This is a genomic window from Epilithonimonas lactis (assembly GCF_900110605.1).
Classification (GTDB): domain Bacteria; phylum Bacteroidota; class Bacteroidia; order Flavobacteriales; family Weeksellaceae; genus Epilithonimonas; species Epilithonimonas lactis.
Genome location: NZ_FOFI01000001.1, coordinates 1,017,677 through 1,038,361, shown reverse-complemented (window position 1 = coordinate 1,038,361; position 20,685 = coordinate 1,017,677). Strand labels below are relative to the sequence as shown.

The window sequence follows — 20,685 nt, the reverse complement described above, 5'->3', positions numbered from 1 at the left end:
ATAATGAAAATCTCGATCATCGGTGGCGGAATTGGCGGTTTGACTTTGGGAAATGTTCTGAAGCAACACAACATCGATTTTAAAATCTATGAAAGCGCGCCGGAAATAAAACCCGTCGGAGCCGGAATCGCAATGGCAGGAAATGCAATGCAGATCTTTGACAAACTCGGTTTGAAAGAGAAAATCGAAAAGGCAGGAATCAAAATGCACGCTTTGATTATCACTGATGAAAAACTGAAAACCATTTCAAAAACCGACGTTCTGAAACTTGAAAATAAATACAAGGTTTGCAATATCGCGATTCACCGAGCGGAACTTCAAAGAGTCTTGAGTGAGAATATTTCAGAAAATATCATTCTTAACAAACGCCTTTCGAAAATTGAGAAGAAGGAAAATTACCATTTGACCTTTGAAGACAAAACAGAAATAGAAAGCGACATCATCTTCGGAGCAGATGGTGTAAAATCTTTGGTTCGACATCAAATTCTTAAATCTGGACAGATCCGAGAAGCTAAACAAAAATGCTGGCGCGGAATCCTGACGACCGAAATCCCAGAAAAATACAGTCACAATGCCTACGAAATGTGGGGAAAAGGAAAACGTTTCGGTTTTGTGAAGATCAAGGAAAACACGTTGTATTGGTATGCTTTGGTGAATGAAAAATTCTATTCTGAGGATATTGATCTATTGGAAACCTTTAAAGAATTTCATTCTGATGTTTTGCAAATGATCTCTAAAACTTCGAAAGAAAATATCATTCTCACTGACATCATCGACCTAAAACCGATGGAAAAATGGACTGCGGAAAATCTTTGCTTGATTGGAGACGCAGCACACGCCACAACACCTAATATGGGACAAGGTGGTTGCCAAGCAGTCGAGGATGCGTACCACATCGGAAAACTTTTGGAAACTGAAAAAGACTGGAACAAGATCTTTCATCAATTTGAAAAAATTAGAAGATCAAAAGTGAATCACATTGTAAAAACCAGTTGGACGCTTGGGAAAGTGGCGCAATGGGAGAATTTTACAGGGCTTCGGAATTTTGTATTTAGAAATATGCCGGAAAATGTAAATCAGAAGCAGATGGAGAAGATTTTGAAATTGGAGATTTAGTTTTTATTAGTCTTCGAGAGCCTCAGACTGACAAATAATTGTCTTCGGCTACGCTCAAACAACGTGAGGAAATAGAATTAATCTTCTTTTTTCAAATTCTCAATCAAACCTTCCAATTCTTTGATCTTGTCTTTCAGGTTTTTGATATCATTTTTATTATTGGAAACTTTGCTCTTCAGCATGACCGTTCTGGCGCGTTCGCTGTGGTCGTCCTCATCATCGTCCTCGTTGATTTCTTCCACATCTTCCTGGATTTCGTCAATGTCTTCTTGGATCTCTTCTACATCTTCCTGGATCTCCTCGATGTCTTCCTGGATCTCATCAATATCTTCTTGGATCTCGTTCACATCTTCCTTCAGATCCTCGATATGTTCTGTACTTTTGTTGACAGACATTTGAATGAAAATCGCCAAATAAATCGCTTCCAACGAAACAACCGTGGTGAGAACCAACAACATATGTTCAAATTCTACAATATTAAAAATCGGCAATGCAAAACACACGATGAAGAAAACCGTATGGAAAACCAATGACTGAATAGAACCTACCCACCAAATGATCCCATTGGCGATTTTCTCTAAAATAGTCAGTTTTTCCTGAGTTTCTTCTGTGATTTTCATTGATAAATTTTGATAAAAGTAAGGATTTAAAAAGCGATTTGCAAAAAGACATTAATTAATGACATCGCTCAGCGCCGCATCGAGATTGTTGTACTGGAATTTGAAACCAGCATTTTCAATCTTGTTTGATGAAATTCTACTGCCTTCTAAAGCCAAGACGGACATTTCGCCTAAAACTGTTTTGATGATGAATTTTGGAATATTGGGTAACCACAATTTCTTACCAAGATGAGAAGCAATTTTTCTAGTGAGTTCTCTATTATTAATGAAATCTGGTGCAGAAGCGTTGTAAGCTCCATTCATCGAAACATCTTCCACCGCTTTGACATAGATATTGACCAGATCATCGATTTGGATCCACGGAAAATATTGGTCGCCAGTTCCTAATGCAGCTCCGACATTCAGTTCGATGGGCTTCTTCAAGACTTCCAACGCGCCGCCTTTTTCTGATAAAACAGTCGATGTTCTGACACATACTACTCTACTTCCAAGTTCTTGAAACTGGAAGGCTTTCTCTTCCCAATCTTTGCAGACATTTCCTAGAAAGTCATTGGCATGTTGGTCATTTTCGGTGAAAATTTGCTGTGAAGTTGTCTGTCCATAGATCCCAGCGGCCGACGAGGAAATTACTGCTTCTGGGTAGATCTTTCGTTTTTGCATCTCTTCAAAGATGAACTGAGCAGAATCGACACGACTTTTGTAAACTTCTTCTTTATAGGTCTTGGTCCAACGTTTGCTGATCGATGCACCGGCGAGATGAATGAAAATGTAGGTGTTATCTAACGCACCTCCTTCCAAGAATTTCTTTTCATAATTCCATTCATAAGATCTGAAGTCAGAATTCTGAGGTTTGGAACGGACGAGAATCTCTACCTGATAACCTCTTTCGAATAATTTTCTTGCAATTTTTTTGCCTACAAGTCCTGTTGCGCCACTGATGAGAATCTTTTTCATGAAGGAATTTCCTATTTGGAATCAAAAACGAGTCCAAGTAAAGTCAATCCTGCATTAAGATTATGAGAACTGACAATAAACATCTGAAATATCGAAAAAGTTTTAAAGAAGTTTTATTCTGTCATCAGCGATCTCGATGATCTTATCTTTGTACAGACTTCCAATGGCTTTCTTAAAGTTCTTTTTGCTCATTTGAAGTTCATCTTTGATCTCTTCGGGCGAAGATTTATCAGAAAGATAGAGCAATCCGTAATTGTCATTCAACTTATCTAGAATAGCCTGTTTGAACTCATCCACGTTTTCGAAACCTTGTGGCTGAAGGGTTACATCAATTTTTCCATCCTCACGAATGGTCTTGATGTAACCTGTTTCTTCGGAAAGTGGATATAGCTTTTTGAAGACATCGGAAGCATAGATCAATCCGATATATTCTTTATTGATGACAACATTCCAACCTAACTCGGATTCGTTCATCATAATCAGGTCAACTTTGTCGCCTTGTCTCAGAGGTAAATCTTCGTATTGTGGATTGCGTTTAAATTTGGTAGTTCCTGTGGTCAAACCTGTTGCTTCGTCTTCGTAAACATAGACGATGTAGCGTTTCCCTTCAAGAATTTTTGATTTTTGTTGTTTGTACGGGATGAAGAGATCTTTGATGATTCCCCAATCCATGAATGCACCTGTAGGCAGACTCTGTACGCAGGTCATGACAGCGAACTCGCCAACTTGGGCGTTTGCTTTTTCGGTGGTTGCTTTTAATGCGCCATCATCCTGATAGACAAATACGTCAACTTCATTTCCAATTTCCCAGGATTCATCTGCAAATATTTTTTGGATGAATGCTTTTTCACCAAGCTCATCCTTAAGGATAAAACCAGAAGATATTTGTTCGGCAATTGTTAAAGTTTGGATTTGACCAGGTTTCATAGAATTGAATTTGCTGCAAAAATAGCTAAACTTTTCTTTAATCTGTCTTTTTACGAAATATTCCCTCGCCGAAACACATGGTTAGAACAGACAAGATAATCTTTGCCAATTTCATTACTATCAAGTTATATATTTTAGACATAGATCATTATCTCATTTTTAAGTAAACAAATTCTCAGCTTTTACCACAACAGTAAAAACAACCTTGATCCATTTTGCAATGGATCAAGGTTTATAGTATTAAGAATGAATGTTTCAATATTTTACCATCTAGTAGGATCTTTATAAGGCGGATCTGGATCAACAGCCGCATCCTTTTTCACAACATTTGCACTCACTATTACAGAGTCTCCTAAAACTTTTCTGTTGCTCAACATCTCTTGAGTTTCATTATTTGAAAGTACAGTAGCTTCATCATCTTGTCTGCAAGATGCAAAACTTAATGATACAACTGCAATCGCCGCGATAGTGATTAGTCTTTTCATAATTGGAACCTATTATTATTTTTTGTTATTATTTTAAAAAATTTGTGCCGTAATTGTTTGACGAAAGTATAATCAAATTATCATTTATAAAAATAATAGTGGTCTCTATTACGAAATCGACACGTCCTAATTCACAAATAAAGACAAAGCTAAAACTCTGATATTCAAGCATTTTAATATGTAATTTTAGTAATATTAAACATAATCAATTTTGAGTAAATATTTCTTAATCATATTTTATTATTGTGTACTTTTGCAGAACAAATGACGAAGATAAATATCACAATGAAAAATTTTTTCTTTATCATATTGGCATTTTCTTTCAGTCTTATTTATTCTAAGGATAAGACACCAAAAAGCTATGATGATTATAGGAGAAGATATGAAAACTACAGCGAGAATGACGCTAGAGCTTTCGAAAATCTAAATCCATTTATAAAAAAGGCAAAAAACGAAAAAAAATATTCGGAACTTTTCCAAGGCTACAGGGATGCTGTTTTTTATGCAAAATCTCGTGATAAAAAAATCCAGTATGCAGATAGCTGTCTTGATGCTGCATACAAATCTGCCAGTGATGACCGGATATCCTTTGCCTATATTCTAAAAGGAAGTATCTACTACGCTAATTTTAAAAAATACAAACCAGCGCTTGACGAGTATATCATGGCCTACAAATACGCCAAGAGTACAAATGACATGTATCTGAAATACAAAATCTACTATCATCTTGGCGTTGTTAAAAACTATCTAGGCTATCACGAGGAAGCACTTGAGCTGTTTAAAAACTGTCTTACCTTCTTTGAAGCCGAGGCTAATGATACATCCCAGCATCAATTTAAAACCCTCAATAACAAGAAAGGATATCTTAACACGCTTCACCAGATGATTGTCTGTTATCGAAATATGGGAGATTTGAAAAGCATAGATTCCCTTATCGATATTGGATTGCTAAAAACTTTCAATAATAAGGATTTTCTTCAGGAGCGAAGCTATTTTCTTAAATCGAAAGGTCTGTCAGAGTTTAATAATAATAGATATCAGTCCGCAATCACTGATCTTGGTGAATCTGCGAGACTTATGAAAGATGATTTCGCATGGATATCTGTTGATTATTTTTACATCGGGAAAAGTTATCTAGCACTTAATAAAGATGATCTAGCAATCTCCAATTTCAAAAAGATAGATTCAATCTTCAACAAACATGAGTTCATCCTTCCGGAGCTACGTGAAAACTACGAGTTCCTCATCAACCATTATAAAACTCAAAAAAACAAGGAACAGCAGCTCTACTACACTACTCAACTTCTAAAAGCAGACAGCATTATTTCTAGAGATTTTGCCTATCTATCCTCGAAGATCCATAGAGAGTACGACACCAATACTTTGATGGAAGAAAAAGGAAAACTGCAGACAGCCAATACTTGGGGTTTCTTTGTAATTGCATTTTTGGTGATCACTGCAGGAATTCTCTCCTATATATTATTGAAAAGACACAAGAAAGAAAAGAGCACGCTTGGCCAATATCTTGCCTTACAGGAGAAGTTGAAATCTCACAGTTACGAAACCAACAGCAATGTTGCTTCACAAGCAGCGCAGCCTACAGAGATAAGTGACGACAAAAAAACACACATTACTGAAGCGATCAGAAATGACCTTTTGCATAAGCTAAAAAAATTCGAGGATAAAACCCAATTTACCCAAAAAGGCCTTACCATCCAGAAGTTAGCCGTGCAGTTTGATACCAATTCCAACTATCTTTCCAATGTCATCAATGAGCAAAAAGGGATGAATTTCAATCGATATTTGGGCGATCTCCGAATCCGGTACATCACAAAACTATTGTTCGAAAAGAGCATCTACCTCAATTATACGATCGATAGTCTGGCAAAGGAATGTGGTATTGCATCGAGACAGAATTTCTCTGACCTTTTCCATGAGATCAATGGCATCCGACCGACCGATTTCATTAGAAAAAGAAAGAAGGAAATAGAAAATCCCGATTCCCATTCTTCCTCCATTGGAAATATCCGTGGTTTGTTTTCTGATAATTAGATCAAGTCTAAAAATGCTTCGATTGTCAAGGTTTGTTGCTCGCCAGCCTGCAGATCTTTGATGGTAACATTTCCGTCTTTGATCTCTTGCTCGCCCAGGAAAACCAGATTTTCGATACCTTTTTTCTCAGCGTAAGTAAATTGTTTTTTTAGTTTTGAAGCTTCAGGATAGAGTTCTGCGGAGATGTTTTTTGCTCTTAATTTCGAAATTAACTTCAAAGCTTCGATGGATTCCGTTTCGCCGTAATTTGCGAAAAGATATTTCACTTTGACATCGGAATCTTCTGGGAAAATTCCTAATTCCTCCATCACAAGATAGATTCTGTCGAGTCCAAAAGAAATCCCGATTCCAGGAACATCTTTCACACCGAAAACCTCAGTAAGGTTATCATAACGTCCGCCACCGCCGATGGATCCCATTGCGACATCTTTCGCTTTCACTTCGAAAATAGCGCCTGTGTAATAATCCAAACCTCTGGCAAGGGTGATGTCAAAAACCAGATCTTCAGAATTGATTCCAAGTTCTAAAGCATTTTTGATGACAAATTCCAATTCTTCAACACCTTTTAGACCAGTTTCGTTGCCTGTGAATTTTTCTTTTAGGTTTGATAGATTTTCTAGTGCATCATTGGTTTGATTAAAAAGAAAATCCAATTTTGAGATTGCTTCTTCAGAAATCCCTTTTTCCAGCATTTCTTTCGTCACGCCATCTTTTCCGATTTTATCTAATTTATCAAGCGCAACGGTGAAGTCAATCAACTGGTCTGCAATTCCTGCATATTCTGCAATTCCGGAAAGGATCTTTCTATTATTGATATGAACGGAAACCGCTAAATTTAAGTTATTGAACGATTTGAAATACAATTGCAACAACTCTACTTCCTGCCAAAGACTCGTACTTCCCACAACATCCGCATCGCACTGGTAAAACTCTCTGAATCTCCCTTTCTGAGGACGATCGGCGCGCCAAACTGGCTGGATCTGATAACGTTTGTAAGGAAAAGCCAATTGCCCTTGATTCATTGCAACAAATCTTGCAAACGGAACCGTAAGGTCGTAGCGAAGCGCTTTTTCTGAGATTTGAGAAATCAGTTTTTGAGAATTTTTAGTGCCCCAATCTTCATCATTTGTTTTTGAAGCGTAATCGCCGGAATTCAGGATTTTAAAGATCAATCTATCACCTTCTTCACCATATTTCCCCGTCAATGTAGAAAGGTTTTCGAAACTTGGCGTTTCCAAAGGCTGGAATCCGAACAGTTCGAAATTATTCTGTAAAACATTGATGATGTATTTTCTTCTGGAAACTTCTTTCGCTGTAAAATCTCTCGTTCCTTTTGCTAAGCTTGGCTTCATTATAATAGATAAATGATGATTGATAAATGATAATCGACTGCAAAAATAAGGATTATAGAATAAGGACAGAAAATTTGGACGGCGAAACTTTGTCAATAATCATTAATTCAAAAGTTAATTGTATTTTAGAACTTTAAACCAGATCAAATGAAAGCCATCAAAATTCTAATTTCGGGAATTATTTTCTGTTCGATGTTGATTTCTTGCAGTGATTCGAATGACAAGATTCAAGCTGAGAATGAAAAATTGATTGAAAATTATTTCAAACTGTTCAATGAGCACAAATGGAAAGAACTTTCGGAACTTTATGTTGAAAATGCAGAGTTCCGTGATCCATCGTTAGGTCAAAAACTCGTTAAACAAAGCAAAGCAGAATTTATTAAAAGATATTCACAGTTAGGTCAGATCTGTCCGGATATTAAAGATGAGATCACACATATCTATCCGTCTGGTGATCATTTCATCGTAGAATTTGTTTCCACAGGAACAACGCCAGACAAATCGGAATTTGAGTTGGCAATTTGTACAATTTTCAAAATTGAGAATGGAAAAATCACCAAAGATCTCACTTATTATAATAATTTTGACGAAACTAAATAATGAGCCTTTTCAACGACCAATTTGAATTAATAGAAAACATCCTGCCTTACGACGGCGTGACTTCTTACTACGGAAAAGTATTTTCTGAGGAAGAAGCGAACGATTATTTTCAAAAATTAATGACCGAGATCGAATGGAAAAGTGATGAAGCCATCATCTTCGGAAAACTCATCGAGACCAAACGAAAAGTCGCGTGGTACGGAAACGAGCCATTCAGTTACACTTATTCTGGAAGAACAAAAACCGCTTTGACCTGGAATAAAACATTATTGGAAATCAAAGAAAAAATAGAATCTGTAAGTGGCGAAAGTTTTAATTCTTGTCTGTTAAATCTTTACCACGACGGCTCGGAAGGAATGGCCTATCACAGCGATGGTGAAAAGGATCTGAAGGAAAATGGTGCAATCAGTTCGGTCAGTTTTGGAGCTGAACGCAAATTCAATTTCAAACATAAAACCACGAAAGAATTGGTTTCTTTGATCTTGGAAAACGGAAGTCTTTTGATGATGAAAGACACAACCCAAAAATTCTGGCTTCACCGATTGCCAACGACCACGAGAATCATTAAACCGAGAATTAGCCTGACTTTCCGGACAATCGATAAATCAAAAAATTAAAATTATTTACCCAACCCTAAAGGGAGGAATTTTTAATATTAAATGACTGGTTTGTACTTTCTAATAAACGTCAGACAAAGTATAAAACCTGTCATAGCCAATCCAGCACCGACCAACGATGGATAATTGTAACTCAATCCAAACTCCAAAGGCAATCCTCCGAAAAACGCTCCAATTGAATTACCGACATTGAAAGCTGCCTGCATAAAAGCTGCTGCCATCATCTCAGAATTTCTGGCCGAACGAAGCATGATAATATTGACCGGCGTTCCAACTGCCATGGACAAAACACCACAAACGAAAGTCAATATTAAAGAGGCAATCTTATTTTCCGAGAAAAAGAAAACACCAACCAACGCCAGAATCATTGCGGACAAAAGAATTGCTGCAGCCAAAGCGGGACGCATTTTATCTGCCATGATCGCTCCAAGGAAATTGCCAATGACCATCCCAGCCCCAGCTAGAATCATGATATAGGCAATGAAATCTGTCGGAAACTTTGAAACATTGGTCATCAAAGGTGTGATGTAGCTGAACCATGCAAACAATCCTCCAAAACCAATGGCTGTGATTGCAATGATGTGCCAGGATTTTTGGGTTTTAAAAAATTCCAGTTCGTCTTTGAGCGTTGTGGTTCGCAGACTATCCATGTAAGGAAGGAGGAATTTGAGGAAAACCAAGGTGAGAAGTCCGATCAAAGCGACAACGCCGAACGCATATCGCCAACTCAGCTGATGTCCGAGCCAAGTTACGAATGGAACCATTGCCAGATTGGCAACCGTCAATCCCGTGAACATCATGGCAATACTTTGTGCCTGTTTTCCAGGCTTTGCCAATCGGGAAGAAACAACCGCTCCAACGCCGAAAAATGCGCCGTGTGGAAGTCCAGACATAAATCTTACCGCCATCATGGTGTAATAATCGCTGACCAAAGCGGACAATCCGTTGAACAAGGTGAAGGCGATCATCAGGAAGATGAGAATTCTTTTGGGTGGAAACTTCGCTGCGTAAGCTACCAAGATCGGTGCACCAACCACAACTCCAGCGGCATAAGCGGAAATAAGATGGCCAGCCTGTGGAATAGAGATCTTCAGCGAGTGTGCAACGTCGGGCAAAAGTCCCATAATCACAAATTCTGTAGTCCCGATTGCCAAACCGCCCAAAGCCAGCGGAAATATTCTCTTATCCATTTTGCAAAAGTCTTGTTTTTAAAATAGAAATTCAAGTTTTGGGGATTTAAAATGTCGAATGGTAAGATTAAATTAAACTATTGTTTAAATTGGGTTAATAATAGAAACCTTAAGTGTAACATTATCGACTAAATGTGAACTAACCCTGAAATCTGCAGCCCGGCCTGAGTGGAAATCCTTTTTTGTAGCTGGGAAAAGCCAGGCAAAAAAGATTGGGAACGGAGGACGGATAAAGCTGCCATAAAAATGATTATTAATTGCGTTAATTCCGTTCTGTTTTGATTTTTCTGCTATTTTTGCATAGCTTAAAATTATGCTGAACAAAGTGCTCACATTTCCGTTCGTGGTTTTGATAAAGTTCTATCAATTCGCTATCTCGCCTTTTCTGGGGAAGAATTGCAGATACGAGCCGACCTGTTCGCACTACACTTTGGAAGCGCTGAAGGTCCACGGACTGCTGAAAGGGAGCTGGCTGGCGATGAAAAGGATTGCAAGCTGCCATCCTTGGGGAGGCGAAGGTTATGATCCGGTGCCACCAAAAAAATATTAAAATAAACTATCAATGAACAACTTTTTTTTAAGAATTTATTTGATCCTTTTTGCAGGAATTTTCCAAATGGTCTCTTCACAAAGTACCACAAATGACCTTTCTGACGGAACTTTGAAGATCAATAATAAGGAAAAAATTGCAGTCAAGATCTTCGCAACACAAAATACGACGCTTTTCTATGACGAGGCGTCGCGAAATGTTCCCAACGAATTGGTGATCCTGAATGAAGATAATGTGAAGGCTGAATCGGCGGAACAATTGGGTTCTATCCAAAATATCCTTTTGAAATATAAAGCTTTTAATTTCCAATTTTTGGATGAAGATTTCAAACCTTTGGACGCTACTTTGGAGCAGAAGAATATTGAGAACTTCAAATATCTTTTGAAATCGAATAGAGTCATCAAACCAACTGATACTGTAGAACTGGAAACAAGTTTTAAAATTTGGGATCCAGTGAAGGGAATCAAGTTGGGTCCAGTAATGCTTCATTTCTATAGTTTGATGTTTATCTTGGCTTTTGGATTGGGCTATTTTATCATGGCAAAGATCTTCAAGATCGATGGTGTGGATGAGAAATATCTGGAGCCATTTTTCACTTGGACCTTGATAGGAACCATCTTGGGAGCGAGACTTGGACACGTGATCTTTTATCAGCCCGAGCTTTTCAAGGAAGATTTCTTGAGCGTCTTTTTGCCGATCAGCACGCGAGGCGGATTACATTTCACAGGATTTTCCGGATTGGCAAGTCATGGCGCAGCGATAATGGTGATTGCGACAACTTTATATTACAGTTACAAGATCATCAAGAAAAATCCACTTTGGGTGTATGACAGAATTGGAATAGTGGTGGCTTCTGGCGGTGCTTTTGTGAGAATGGGAAACTTCTTCAACTCCGAGATCATTGGGAAGCAAGTTGATCCGTCTTCGCCATTTGCAATCCTTTTTCCTCAACAAAGTTCTGAATATGGCGTGACAATCCCGAGATACCCAACGCAATTGTTTGAGGCTTTTGGATATGTTTGCCTGTTCTTTTTGCTTTGGTTCTTGTACAGAAAAACCGATAAGAAATATCAGCAAGGTTGGTTGTTCGGCTTATTTTTCATTATTCTTTGGGCCATCAGATTCTTTGTAGAATTCCTTAAAGAGCCACAAGGCGACGAGTTCATTTCGTTTGCTGGACTTAATACCGGTCAGATCTTGAGTATTCCGTTTATGATTGCCGGTGCGGTAATTATGATCATTTCTAAAAAATATAAACTTCCGAAAACGGAAACAGTATAAAATAAAAACTCCCAATATTTTGGGAGTTTTTTAATTTTGTGAGATGATGAGATTTAATAGAACAGCAACAACGATTATAATTTACTTGCTAATTGCAGTTTTAAATATTTTAACCTTCGGTGAGTATTTAAAAGCAACAAAATTAGCTGGAGGTGAAGTTGGAATGATTCCAATTGCAATGATTATTATTTTTGGAATTACTTTTCTGCTTTCTACAATTGCATTTTTAATCATTAATTCAAAAAAGAAAATATCTATAATCACTTCCATATTTATTTACCACATCATTTATTTAGGTGTTTTAATTTCTTGGGGATTTGATTTTAAAAATTTGACTAATCTAAAATACACAAACGTTGACTTATTCATTATTCTAATACCATTCTTAATTTGGGCAATTGTATCATTAGTTTGTAAACTTTGGGTTTCAAAATGGATAGAACAAAACAATCAATTCTAAATTTACAAAGCTTTAATTTCATTAATAAAATCTTCTACAACCTCATCCGAAGTTGCCCAGGAAGTGATTATCCTAATTGCAGAATTCTCTTCATCCATCTTTTTCCAAACATAAAAATCAAAGTTATCCGATAACTTTTCGATTTGAAAATTGTTTAGAATTGGGAATATTTGATTGGTAAAAGTCTCTGAGAAAAATTGAAATCCTTTCTCTTGAAAAGCCGATTTGATCTTCATTGCCTGAACATTGGAAATCTTGGCCAAATCAAAATACAGATCATCTTTCATCAATTCCAAAAATTGAATTCCCAGCAATCTACCTTTTGCTAACAACGCACCTTTTTGCTTGACGTGGAAACCGAATTCTCCTTTCAGATTGTCGTTGGTGATCACAATGGCTTCGCCGAGAAGTGCGCCATTTTTAGTTCCGCCGAGATAGAAAACGTCTGTAAAATTGGCTACGTCTTCCAAAGTCAAATCGTTGATCTCAGAGGTCAGCGCTTGTCCCAATCTTGCGCCATCCATAAAAAGAAAGAGATCATTTGCTTGACAAAATTCATACAATTCTTTCAGCTCTTGTTTTTGATAAATCGTCCCAATTTCTGTGGAATTTGAAATGTAGACCAACTTCTGTTTCAGCTGATGCGGCTTGTTGGTATGAGACTCCAAAACCGATTGAATGTGCTCTGGTTTTAGTTTTCCATCTTCCGTTACAACGCCGTGAATTTTATGTCCTGTCGCTTCTATCGCGCCGGTTTCATTGGTAAAGATATGTCCAGTTTCTGCAGAGATCACGCTTTCGTGAGGTCGAAGAATTGACGAAATCACCAAAAGATTAGCTTGCGTTCCACCACTCACAAAGTAGATCTCAGCATTTTTATCATTGATTTTTTTCTTGATTAATTCTCTCGCGTCATCAGAATAATTATCGTAGCCGTAGCCATTTTGCTGATCGAGATTTGTTTTGATCAATGCTTCTAAAATATTGGGATGACAACCTTCTGAGTAATCATTTTTAAAGGAATATTTCTTCATTTTTCTTTCTGCTTTTTGACGATTCAAAGGTATTGATTTTGATTTATGAGCTAAAATTAAAACAACATTATATTGTTAGTCAAAATTTGATTTACTTCTAACTTTTATTTAATTTTGAAATATGAATTCCTTGACCGAAGAAAATTACCTGAAAGCACTTTATCATCTTGTGAATGAGAATGATGAAGTTTCTGTGAACGACCTTAGCCGACAACTCAACATCAAAATGCCTTCTGTCAACAGTATGGTTAAGAAATTTGCGGAGAAAAACTGGGTGAAATACGAATCGTACAAACCCATCAAACTTACAGAATTTGGAAAAAAAGAAGCGTCGCTCATCGTGAGAAAACACCGATTGACAGAAATGTTTCTCGTAGAAAAAATGGGTTTTGGCTGGGAAAATGTCCACGAGATCGCGGAACAATTGGAACATATCCATTCCGATGCGTTTTTTGATAAAATGGATGAGATTCTAAACTACCCAAAAATGGATCCTCACGGCGAGCCAATTCCTGACAAAGATGGAAACGTCATTCAGCCCGATCACAAAAAACTGAGCAAGTGCAAGGAAAATGAAACCGTAGAATTGGCCTCCGTCACAACTTCATCAGAAGATTTTCTGAATTTTCTTAACAAAAGAGATCTAAGCCTGGGAACACAATTGAAAATCTTGCAAATCGAAGGTTTTGACCAATCGATGTTGATTGCTTACAACGGGCGCGAAGAGAATTTTAGCAAGACGGTTTGTGAGAGATTGTTGGTGAAGTAAATTTTGATTTCAAATTAAACCCATTCAAGTTTTATATAGATGTAATAAAAAAGAGACTCAAAACCGAGTCTCTTTTTTATTTAGTTGAACATATCTTTTACTTTCTCAAAGAATGTTTTTTCTTTTCCTGTTGGTTCGGCGTTCATATCGCCGTTTTCCAATTGTTTTTGGAAGAATTCCTTTTGTTCTTTCGTCAGTTTCTGTGGCGTCCAGACATTGATATGAACAAACATATCGCCTTTGCCACCGTAACCTTCAATGTTTGGAAGACCTTTTCCTGCTAATCTCAAGATTTTGCCAGATTGTGTTCCTTCATCCACTTTGATCTTCACTTTTCCACCCACCACGTTGATTTCCTTGGTCGTTCCCAAAGCTGCTTCTGCGAAAGAAACATACAATTCCTGATGAAGATTGTCGCCCTCACGCTTGATGGTTTTGTCCACTTCCTCTTCTACCACAACCAAAAGGTCGCCTGGCGTTCCACCAAGTGGTGCGTCGTTTCCTTTTCCTCTCACATTCAGTTGGATGCCGTCTCTTGCACCAGCCGGAATATTGATTGTGATCTCTTCATCCTCTTTCACAAGACCTTGCGCATTGGCTCCAGCAGGAATCTTGTCCGCTACTTTACCAACACCTTGACAAGTGCCACAAGTCGTTTGCGTTTGCATCTGTCCGAACATTGTGTTCATCATTCTCACTTGCACGCCGCTTCCGCCACAAGTAGGACAAGTCTTGGAAGTCACGCCTTTTGCCAACTTCAATTTTTTGACCTTGATGGTTTTCTGAGTACCAGAGATCATTTCTTCCAAGTTCAATTTGATGCGGACACGAAGATTAGAACCGCGAGATTGCTGTTGTCTTTGCTGACCACCGCCAAATCCACCACCGCCGAAAATATCACCGAACTGACTGAAGATGTCTTCCATATTCATTCCGCCGCCGAATCCGCCGCCGCCAAATCCGCCGCCTGCTGCACCGCCAACACCTGCGTGACCATATTGGTCATATCTCGCTTTTTTATTGTCGTCGCTTAGAACTTCATACGCTTCTGCCGCTTCTTTGAATTTTTCCTCTGCTTCTTTATCACCTGGATTTTTGTCTGGGTGAAATTTGATCGCCATTTTTCGGTAGGCTTTCTTGATCTCGTCAGCACTTGCTGATTTGCTAACTTCTAATATATCGTAATAATCGCGCTTCGCCATAATTGATGATTGATAGTTGAATTATAATTGATAAATGATGAATGATCATTGATACTACATCAGAAAATCATTTATCAATTATCTTTTATCATTAATAAACTTAGTTTCCTGTCACTACTTTTGCGAAACGAATCACTTTCTCGTGAAGTTGATATCCTGTTTCCACGACATCGATGATCTTACCTTTTAGATCTTCTGATGGCGAAGGAATCGATGTGATAGCCTCGTGTAGGTCTACATTGAACGCGTCGCCTTGCTCTACGTGGATCGGTTTCAAACCTTTTTCTATCAATTTGCTTTTCAGCTTTTGGTAAATTAATTCGATGCCTTTAAGTTCGGATTCGTTTCCACTTTTTGAGATCTCTTTGATGGCTCTTTCGAAGTCATCTACAACGCCTAACATAGATGTCATCAGATCTTGAGAAGCATACAAATAGAAATCGTTTTTCTCTTTTTGAGTTCTCTTTTTATAGTTTTCGAATTCTGCGTAGAGACGGATGTATCTGTCTTTCTCTTCTGCCAAAAGTTCTTCTGGCGTCGGTTTTTGTGACACATTTTCTTGATTTTCCGTTTCTGGATTTTCTGTCGAATTCGTTTCTTGATTCAGGTTTTCCTCGTGTATATCTTTGTTTTCTTCCATAATGGTAATTTTACAAAGTACATTTCTCAATTCTTTTGCCAATCGTGGTTTTTTGACAATTAGGCAGAGATTGGGTTTGGAGGGTTTGGAGAGTTTGAGGGTTGGAGAGTTTGAGGGTTAGAGCGTGTGTGGGTTGGAGATTCGGGATTTGAGATTCTGAATTTGGAATTTGGAATAATGTAATTTGGGATTTGGGATCGTCGATGTTGGCGAAGCTGCGTGAGCGATGATAGTGGATATCCTTTTTTGTTTTTGGGATGGGAAATGCCTGGGCAAAACAAAAAAGATAGTAACGGACAGCGCGACCTGAGGTGTGGGAATGGCGGCTGCGAAGGGCACGCCCAAATTTTAATTCGGCTTGTTGGTAATGGAATTGCGGAAATCGATGTCTTCCAAGGTCCAGCTGAGGATCGCGTCCTCGTTGCCAAAAATATCGTCAAAATTGGGGTCGACATAGAAATTTGGAATGACGCCCTTCTTTTGACCAGCAAATTCTATGTTTGGGCGGATGAGAAATAGACCAATCGGAAGCGACAAATGGGAGTTGGGAAGGATGACCGTATTGTTGACGCCAGCCACAGTCCCATCGTTGGCGCCGCCTGTTTCCTCACCTACTATCACGGCTCTTTTGTCGTACTTCAGTTTGGCAGAAATGATGGACGATGCGGAAAAACTTGCGCCATTGACCAAAACGTAGATCTTGCCGGTAAAAGCATTCTCCTTCGGCTTTGTAGAGCGAGCGTTGAACTCACGGAAGTAATATTTTTCGTTCTTTTTGGATGATAAAAGATAACTACCGGCCAGGAAAAACGGATAACCTGGCGCACTCAAAATCCCTGAGAGAAGCGAGTGTCCACGGAAGTAATTCTGGTGCATGCCGGAAGTTTTGGAGGTCATCTCAGGTGACTTGATCAAGGTGAATTTTTTGTCTGTCAGATAAGAATACAACGTGTTGATCTCGGAAAGAGAGCCGCCCAGATTGTCCCGAATGTCTATGATCAGGTAATCTGAGTTGGCTTTTTTGATCTTTCTGAATGTCCTGTCATAGAATTTTCGGGCATAAGTTGCCGAGAAGGATTTGATCTTGATGTAGGCCACACTGCTGTCTGACTTCATAAATTTGAAACTCCTGTTGTAGCTTTTGGAAACCGCATCGTAATCCTGAAGTTTTTGATCAACGGTGACCTTCGGCTTTGCTTTTTTATCTTCAGCTTCTTTGGTTTCTTTCTTTTGTCTTTTCAGATGAACTTCATTGATAACGTTATCACAGAGCGTTTTCAATTTCACGCTATCCAGATAACCATTTTCCAGAGTATAATAATTGAAGAATGTGAGATTGATAAAGTACTTCTGAAAGGTCTTGTTTTCGCCGTCTGAGCTGTAAAGTTTTCGATATTTGTTGATCAGGTCGGAGACATTTGTTTCATTGATGCTCAAAATCTCTGTTCCAGGTTTGATCTGGCCTACATTTTCTTTGTTCTCTTTCACAAAGATCCTATCGCCAATGATCTTGTAGTCCATCTGCGCGAGTAGCGGTTTTTTACTTTTGAGATCTTTTTGTTCCTTCTTAGAATGTTTTTTCCCGACAGACCTCAACCGGAGATGACCTTCATTGATGCTGGCGATGACCGGCGCCAATTTGAAATAAAATTGATTGGGCGTCATCGGCTCTTGAACTGAGGTCTTCAGGCTATCAAATTTATGATCCAATTGTTCTTTGGTTATATACCAATAAAGTTCCGGATGGAATCTTTGAAGTTTCTTGTAGGTGTAGTCTACATCTTTCCGAAGGTCCGCAACTGGAATTTTCTTTTCCAAAAACAAATTGTTCTTCCTCACCGATTGGCAAGAAAACAGCAACATCATTATCAGAAAAGAAATCATTTTTTTCATGAAGAATCTAAAATTAAGACAATTGCAGCAAACGGAATGAAGGGCTATGATAAATTTAACATTTTATAACACAAAGTGGTTCTGGATTTGTAGCGCTGTCCTTTGATAAAAATAACAACTATCCTTATGAAAAATATAATTCTTGCGACATCCGCATTTCTAATCTCTCAGTTTTCGTTTGCTCAAAGCAAAGAGATCACCGCTTTTACCAATCTCAAAGTTTTTGATAAGATCCCGGTACAATTGGTCTCTTCGGACATCTACAAAGTAGAAGTGAGTGGAACGATGGCCGACAATGTAGAATTTGTCAATTCTGGAGACGAACTCAGAGTGCGAATGAAACCAACAAAACTACTGCAAGGTGATGATGTGAAGATATTGCTCTATTACACGGACATCAGCGACATCCAAGCAAGTCAAGGTGCGAAGATATGGTCTACTGACATCGTGAAATCATCAAAATTGGGATTGACTTCCAATGAAGGTTCTAACATCGATCTGAATGTCAATGCGAAAGTTATCGAGGGAAAAGTAAACACCGGCGCAACGTTGAAGTTATCTGGAAATGCTGATTCGCAATCTGTTGTCGTAAATACAGGTGCTAAATATGACGGTCAAAAACTCAACACACAGATCACAAGCATCACAACCAATGCTGGCGGGAAAGCTTCTGTAAATGCTACTGAATCTGTGGATGCTACCACGAGAGCAGGTGGGATCATAGACATCTACGGAAAACCTGCATCCAAAAAAGACAAAAAAATAGCTGGTGGAAAGATCAGTTATCATTAATAAAAAGTGGATCAGATTTAAAAAATCAATCCTATTCGCAAATAAAAAATCCCACCTATAAACTGGTGGGATTTTTTTTATTTTTTCCTTGACGATGATTGTCTGATCTGCAAAATTGGCGTAAGGACCAATTTTTTCTCGATTGTGATCCCAGAGAAATTATCTTTGATGCTTTCCAGGAAAACATTTCCAGAGACTTTTCCCATCATCACTGGTGTTTGATCCACAGAACTGATGGACAATTCCAAAAACTGAGTGAAAGGTTCGTTACTGAATCCGATGACGCCAATATCCTGAGGCATTTTCAGTTTTAAGTTTTTGATCTCTTTGCAAACCCCTAACGCTGTAAAATCCGATGCAGAAAAGATAGCATCTGGCTTTACCTTTCTTTTCCAAAGGTTTTTCATAGCATTGATCCCTTCTTCTATCGAACTTCCGGTATTGATGATGTTGTCCTGATTCACTGGTAAACCGTGGTCTTTCAAAGCACTGATGTATCCACTTAATCTGTTTTGATAGATCTCCAGATTCTGATCACCGGATAGATGGCAAATATTCTTGTAACCTTCGTTGATGAGATGTTCCGTAGCTTGGTAAGCGCCTTTATGATCATCGATCGTGATCGTGCTGATGCCTTGGATATCTTTTTTTCTATCGAAAAATATGATCGGCGTGTTGGTGGTGTCGATGATCTTTTTGACATATTCCAAATCCGAAGTAGTCTTGGAGATAGAAATGAAGATGCAATCTACCTGCGTATGAAGCAAGGTATTGAGCTGTTTTTTCTCAATGTCCGCATCATCATGACTTTGGCAGATGATCACACGATAACCATGTGGAGACAACTCCTCCTCGATTCCTCGAATAACAGACGAGAAAAAGTTGGTGTTGATGTATGGAACGATGACGCCCACCGTTTTGGTCTCTCCACTTTTCAGCGCTTTTGCCAGATTATTCTGTTTGTAATCCATCTCATTTGCCATGTTCACTACCAATTCTTTGGTCGCCTGGCTGATTCGCGGATGATTGTTCAGAGCTCTAGAAACCGTCGCTACGCTGATATTTAGTTTCTTGGAAATATCATAGATTGTTGTATTTTTTTTTGCCATGTATTATTGTCTCAAAGTCAGTTGTGGGGTTGTAAATATAGAAAAATATAGAAGTCTATTTGCTTTTCTGAATCAAATTTAAGGCATGTAAATCAATGATCCTATTTTTAGTTTTTATTTTGATTTGATAACGTGCTGATGTAGCCAATCTGCACAGACCTTTTTCCAATTGTCCGTAAGTTCTGCCTTATTATTGATTCCAATATTGTGCTCACCTTCCGGAAAGATAAATATTGCGCCTTTCACGTTTTTCTGAATCATCGCCTCATAATACAAAATACTGTTGATGACTGGAACTGCAGGGTCATTCTGAGCGTGGAAAAGAATCGTTGGTGGTGTCTTCTCCGTTACGCGATTCTGCATCGAAAATTCTTTGATTTTTTCCTCAGAAGCATTTTCACCAAAAAGATTGATTCGACTTCCTTTGTGCGCAAATTCACCCAAGTCGATGACGGGAGAAATCAAAATAGCAAAATCTGGAATGGTGGAATAATTTTGCCAATCGCCTTTCAATTCGGTGTAATCTGTAGAAATATCACTTGCCATTGCAGCCAAATGTCCGCCAGCCGAAGTTCCCAAAACACCAATTTGGTTGGGTGAAATCCCATATTGGGCTGCATTTTTTCTAATTAATTTTATCGCTGCCTGGATATCCTGCAACGGACCCATTTCTCTTTGCTTCAAATCTGGAGAAGTCGGCAATCGGTAATTGAGCACGAAGGCAGAAATCCCTAAAGTGTTGAGCCATTTCGCATAGGAATAGCCGCCCAAATCGTAGGTCAAATGGTGATAACCACCGCCGGGAATGATAATGACAGCCATCTTGTTCCGTTCCTCTTTCGAAGGTAAAAACGCGACCCATTCGGGTTCCTGGATTTGTGTGATTCTTCCTTCCTTCTCCTCTATCGTTTTTAATTTCAAACCTTTGGAATTGGGCATTTTCCCTTTTTCCCAAAGCGTTATTTTTTGTTGTGCTGAGATTTGACTGATGACGAAAATAGATATAATTAAAATTACTTTTTTCATTGATTTCAGAATTTAA

21 protein-coding genes are annotated in these 20,685 nt (G+C 38.4%); 9 read left to right on the top strand and 12 right to left on the bottom strand.

The window, feature by feature from the left end; translation table 11 throughout:
• Positions 1–3 precede the first annotated feature (3 nt).
• A complete protein-coding gene (locus BMW39_RS04870; RefSeq protein ID WP_034979563.1) occupies positions 4–1,116 on the top strand; it encodes an FAD-dependent monooxygenase in 1,113 nt (370 codons plus the stop codon).
• A 77-nt stretch (positions 1,117–1,193) separates the two neighbouring features.
• Here the strand turns inward: BMW39_RS04870 and BMW39_RS04865 are convergent, their stop codons facing one another.
• The 4 genes from BMW39_RS04865 to BMW39_RS04850 all read right to left on the bottom strand — a co-directional run bounded on the left by BMW39_RS04865 (position 1,194) and on the right by BMW39_RS04850 (position 4,102).
• The gene (locus tag BMW39_RS04865) at positions 1,194–1,736 is read right to left on the bottom strand and encodes a coiled-coil domain-containing protein (protein WP_034979567.1); all 543 of its coding nucleotides are present in this window, start codon (positions 1,734–1,736) and stop codon (positions 1,194–1,196) included.
• 51 nt (positions 1,737–1,787) lie between these two features.
• Positions 1,788–2,690: a TIGR01777 family oxidoreductase gene (locus tag BMW39_RS04860; protein ID WP_034979570.1), complete on the bottom strand. Its 903-nt coding sequence runs from the start codon at positions 2,688–2,690 to the stop codon at positions 1,788–1,790.
• A gap of 102 nt (positions 2,691–2,792) precedes the next feature.
• Positions 2,793–3,617 (bottom strand): CvfB family protein, encoded by an 825-nt coding sequence (locus tag BMW39_RS04855; RefSeq protein ID WP_034979573.1) that lies wholly within the window; start codon positions 3,615–3,617, stop codon positions 2,793–2,795.
• 263 nt (positions 3,618–3,880) lie between these two features.
• Positions 3,881–4,102 carry a hypothetical protein gene (locus tag BMW39_RS04850; RefSeq protein WP_034979576.1) on the bottom strand — a complete coding sequence of 74 codons (222 nt, stop codon included), beginning with the start codon at positions 4,100–4,102 and terminating at the stop codon, positions 3,881–3,883.
• Between the two features lie 285 nt (positions 4,103–4,387).
• On the opposite strand from BMW39_RS04850, the gene BMW39_RS04845 reads away from it, so the two are divergent.
• Positions 4,388–6,154 carry a helix-turn-helix domain-containing protein gene (locus tag BMW39_RS04845; protein WP_051880094.1) on the top strand — a complete coding sequence of 589 codons (1,767 nt, stop codon included), beginning with the start codon at positions 4,388–4,390 and terminating at the stop codon, positions 6,152–6,154.
• Here BMW39_RS04845 and hisS read toward each other — a convergent pair.
• Positions 6,151–7,506: a histidine--tRNA ligase gene (hisS, locus tag BMW39_RS04840; protein ID WP_034979579.1), complete on the bottom strand. Its 1,356-nt coding sequence runs from the start codon at positions 7,504–7,506 to the stop codon at positions 6,151–6,153. The two genes, BMW39_RS04845 and hisS, sit on opposite strands and share 4 nt — an antisense overlap.
• 147 nt (positions 7,507–7,653) lie before the next feature.
• Here hisS and BMW39_RS04835 point away from each other — a divergent pair, with 147 nt between their 5' ends.
• A complete protein-coding gene (locus BMW39_RS04835; protein ID WP_034979582.1) occupies positions 7,654–8,106 on the top strand; it encodes a nuclear transport factor 2 family protein in 453 nt (150 codons plus the stop codon).
• Positions 8,106–8,723, top strand: a complete 618-nt coding sequence (locus BMW39_RS04830) for an alpha-ketoglutarate-dependent dioxygenase AlkB family protein (protein WP_034979584.1) — start codon at positions 8,106–8,108, stop codon at positions 8,721–8,723. The genes BMW39_RS04835 and BMW39_RS04830 overlap by 1 nt, the downstream gene beginning before the upstream one ends.
• A gap of 38 nt (positions 8,724–8,761) precedes the next feature.
• Here the strand turns inward: BMW39_RS04830 and BMW39_RS04825 are convergent, their stop codons facing one another.
• A complete protein-coding gene (locus BMW39_RS04825; RefSeq protein WP_034979587.1) occupies positions 8,762–9,913 on the bottom strand; it encodes an MFS transporter in 1,152 nt (383 codons plus the stop codon).
• 313 nt (positions 9,914–10,226) lie between these two features.
• Between BMW39_RS04825 and yidD the strand changes: the two genes are divergently transcribed.
• The 3 genes from yidD to BMW39_RS04810 all read left to right on the top strand — a co-directional run bounded on the left by yidD (position 10,227) and on the right by BMW39_RS04810 (position 12,204).
• Positions 10,227–10,463, top strand: a complete 237-nt coding sequence (gene yidD, locus BMW39_RS04820; RefSeq protein WP_034979590.1) for a membrane protein insertion efficiency factor YidD — start codon at positions 10,227–10,229, stop codon at positions 10,461–10,463.
• Positions 10,464–10,886: 423 nt separating this feature from the next.
• Positions 10,887–11,744 carry a prolipoprotein diacylglyceryl transferase gene (gene lgt / locus BMW39_RS19475; RefSeq protein ID WP_034979793.1) on the top strand — a complete coding sequence of 286 codons (858 nt, stop codon included), beginning with the start codon at positions 10,887–10,889 and terminating at the stop codon, positions 11,742–11,744.
• A gap of 43 nt (positions 11,745–11,787) precedes the next feature.
• Positions 11,788–12,204: a hypothetical protein gene (locus tag BMW39_RS04810; RefSeq protein ID WP_034979593.1), complete on the top strand. Its 417-nt coding sequence runs from the start codon at positions 11,788–11,790 to the stop codon at positions 12,202–12,204.
• Between the two features lie 2 nt (positions 12,205–12,206).
• Here BMW39_RS04810 and BMW39_RS04805 read toward each other — a convergent pair whose 3' ends face one another.
• Positions 12,207–13,238: a threonine aldolase family protein gene (locus BMW39_RS04805; RefSeq protein WP_034979595.1), complete on the bottom strand. Its 1,032-nt coding sequence runs from the start codon at positions 13,236–13,238 to the stop codon at positions 12,207–12,209.
• A 121-nt stretch (positions 13,239–13,359) separates the two neighbouring features.
• Here BMW39_RS04805 and BMW39_RS04800 point away from each other — a divergent pair, with 121 nt between their 5' ends.
• A complete protein-coding gene (locus tag BMW39_RS04800) occupies positions 13,360–14,007 on the top strand; it encodes a metal-dependent transcriptional regulator (RefSeq protein WP_034979598.1) in 648 nt (215 codons plus the stop codon).
• 80 nt (positions 14,008–14,087) lie between these two features.
• Here the strand turns inward: BMW39_RS04800 and dnaJ are convergent, their stop codons facing one another.
• From dnaJ to BMW39_RS04785, 3 genes are all read right to left on the bottom strand, one after another.
• Positions 14,088–15,209 (bottom strand): molecular chaperone DnaJ, encoded by a 1,122-nt coding sequence (gene dnaJ / locus BMW39_RS04795; protein WP_034979601.1) that lies wholly within the window; start codon positions 15,207–15,209, stop codon positions 14,088–14,090.
• A gap of 100 nt (positions 15,210–15,309) precedes the next feature.
• Positions 15,310–15,849 carry a nucleotide exchange factor GrpE gene (locus BMW39_RS04790; RefSeq protein WP_034979603.1) on the bottom strand — a complete coding sequence of 180 codons (540 nt, stop codon included), beginning with the start codon at positions 15,847–15,849 and terminating at the stop codon, positions 15,310–15,312.
• A gap of 348 nt (positions 15,850–16,197) precedes the next feature.
• The gene (locus BMW39_RS04785; RefSeq protein WP_165569376.1) at positions 16,198–17,733 is read right to left on the bottom strand and encodes a S41 family peptidase; all 1,536 of its coding nucleotides are present in this window, start codon (positions 17,731–17,733) and stop codon (positions 16,198–16,200) included.
• A gap of 135 nt (positions 17,734–17,868) precedes the next feature.
• Here BMW39_RS04785 and BMW39_RS04780 point away from each other — a divergent pair, with 135 nt between their 5' ends.
• Entirely contained in the window at positions 17,869–18,534 is a 666-nt protein-coding gene (locus tag BMW39_RS04780; protein WP_034979608.1) for a head GIN domain-containing protein, read from the top strand.
• 77 nt (positions 18,535–18,611) lie between these two features.
• Here BMW39_RS04780 and BMW39_RS04775 read toward each other — a convergent pair whose 3' ends face one another.
• On the bottom strand, positions 18,612–19,643 hold the full coding sequence (locus tag BMW39_RS04775; RefSeq protein ID WP_034979611.1) for a LacI family DNA-binding transcriptional regulator: 1,032 nt from the start codon (positions 19,641–19,643) through the stop codon (positions 18,612–18,614).
• Between the two features lie 114 nt (positions 19,644–19,757).
• Complete coding sequence (locus BMW39_RS04770; protein WP_034979614.1) at positions 19,758–20,669, bottom strand: alpha/beta hydrolase; 912 nt, start codon at positions 20,667–20,669, stop codon at positions 19,758–19,760.
• Positions 20,670–20,685: the final 16 nt, after the last annotated feature.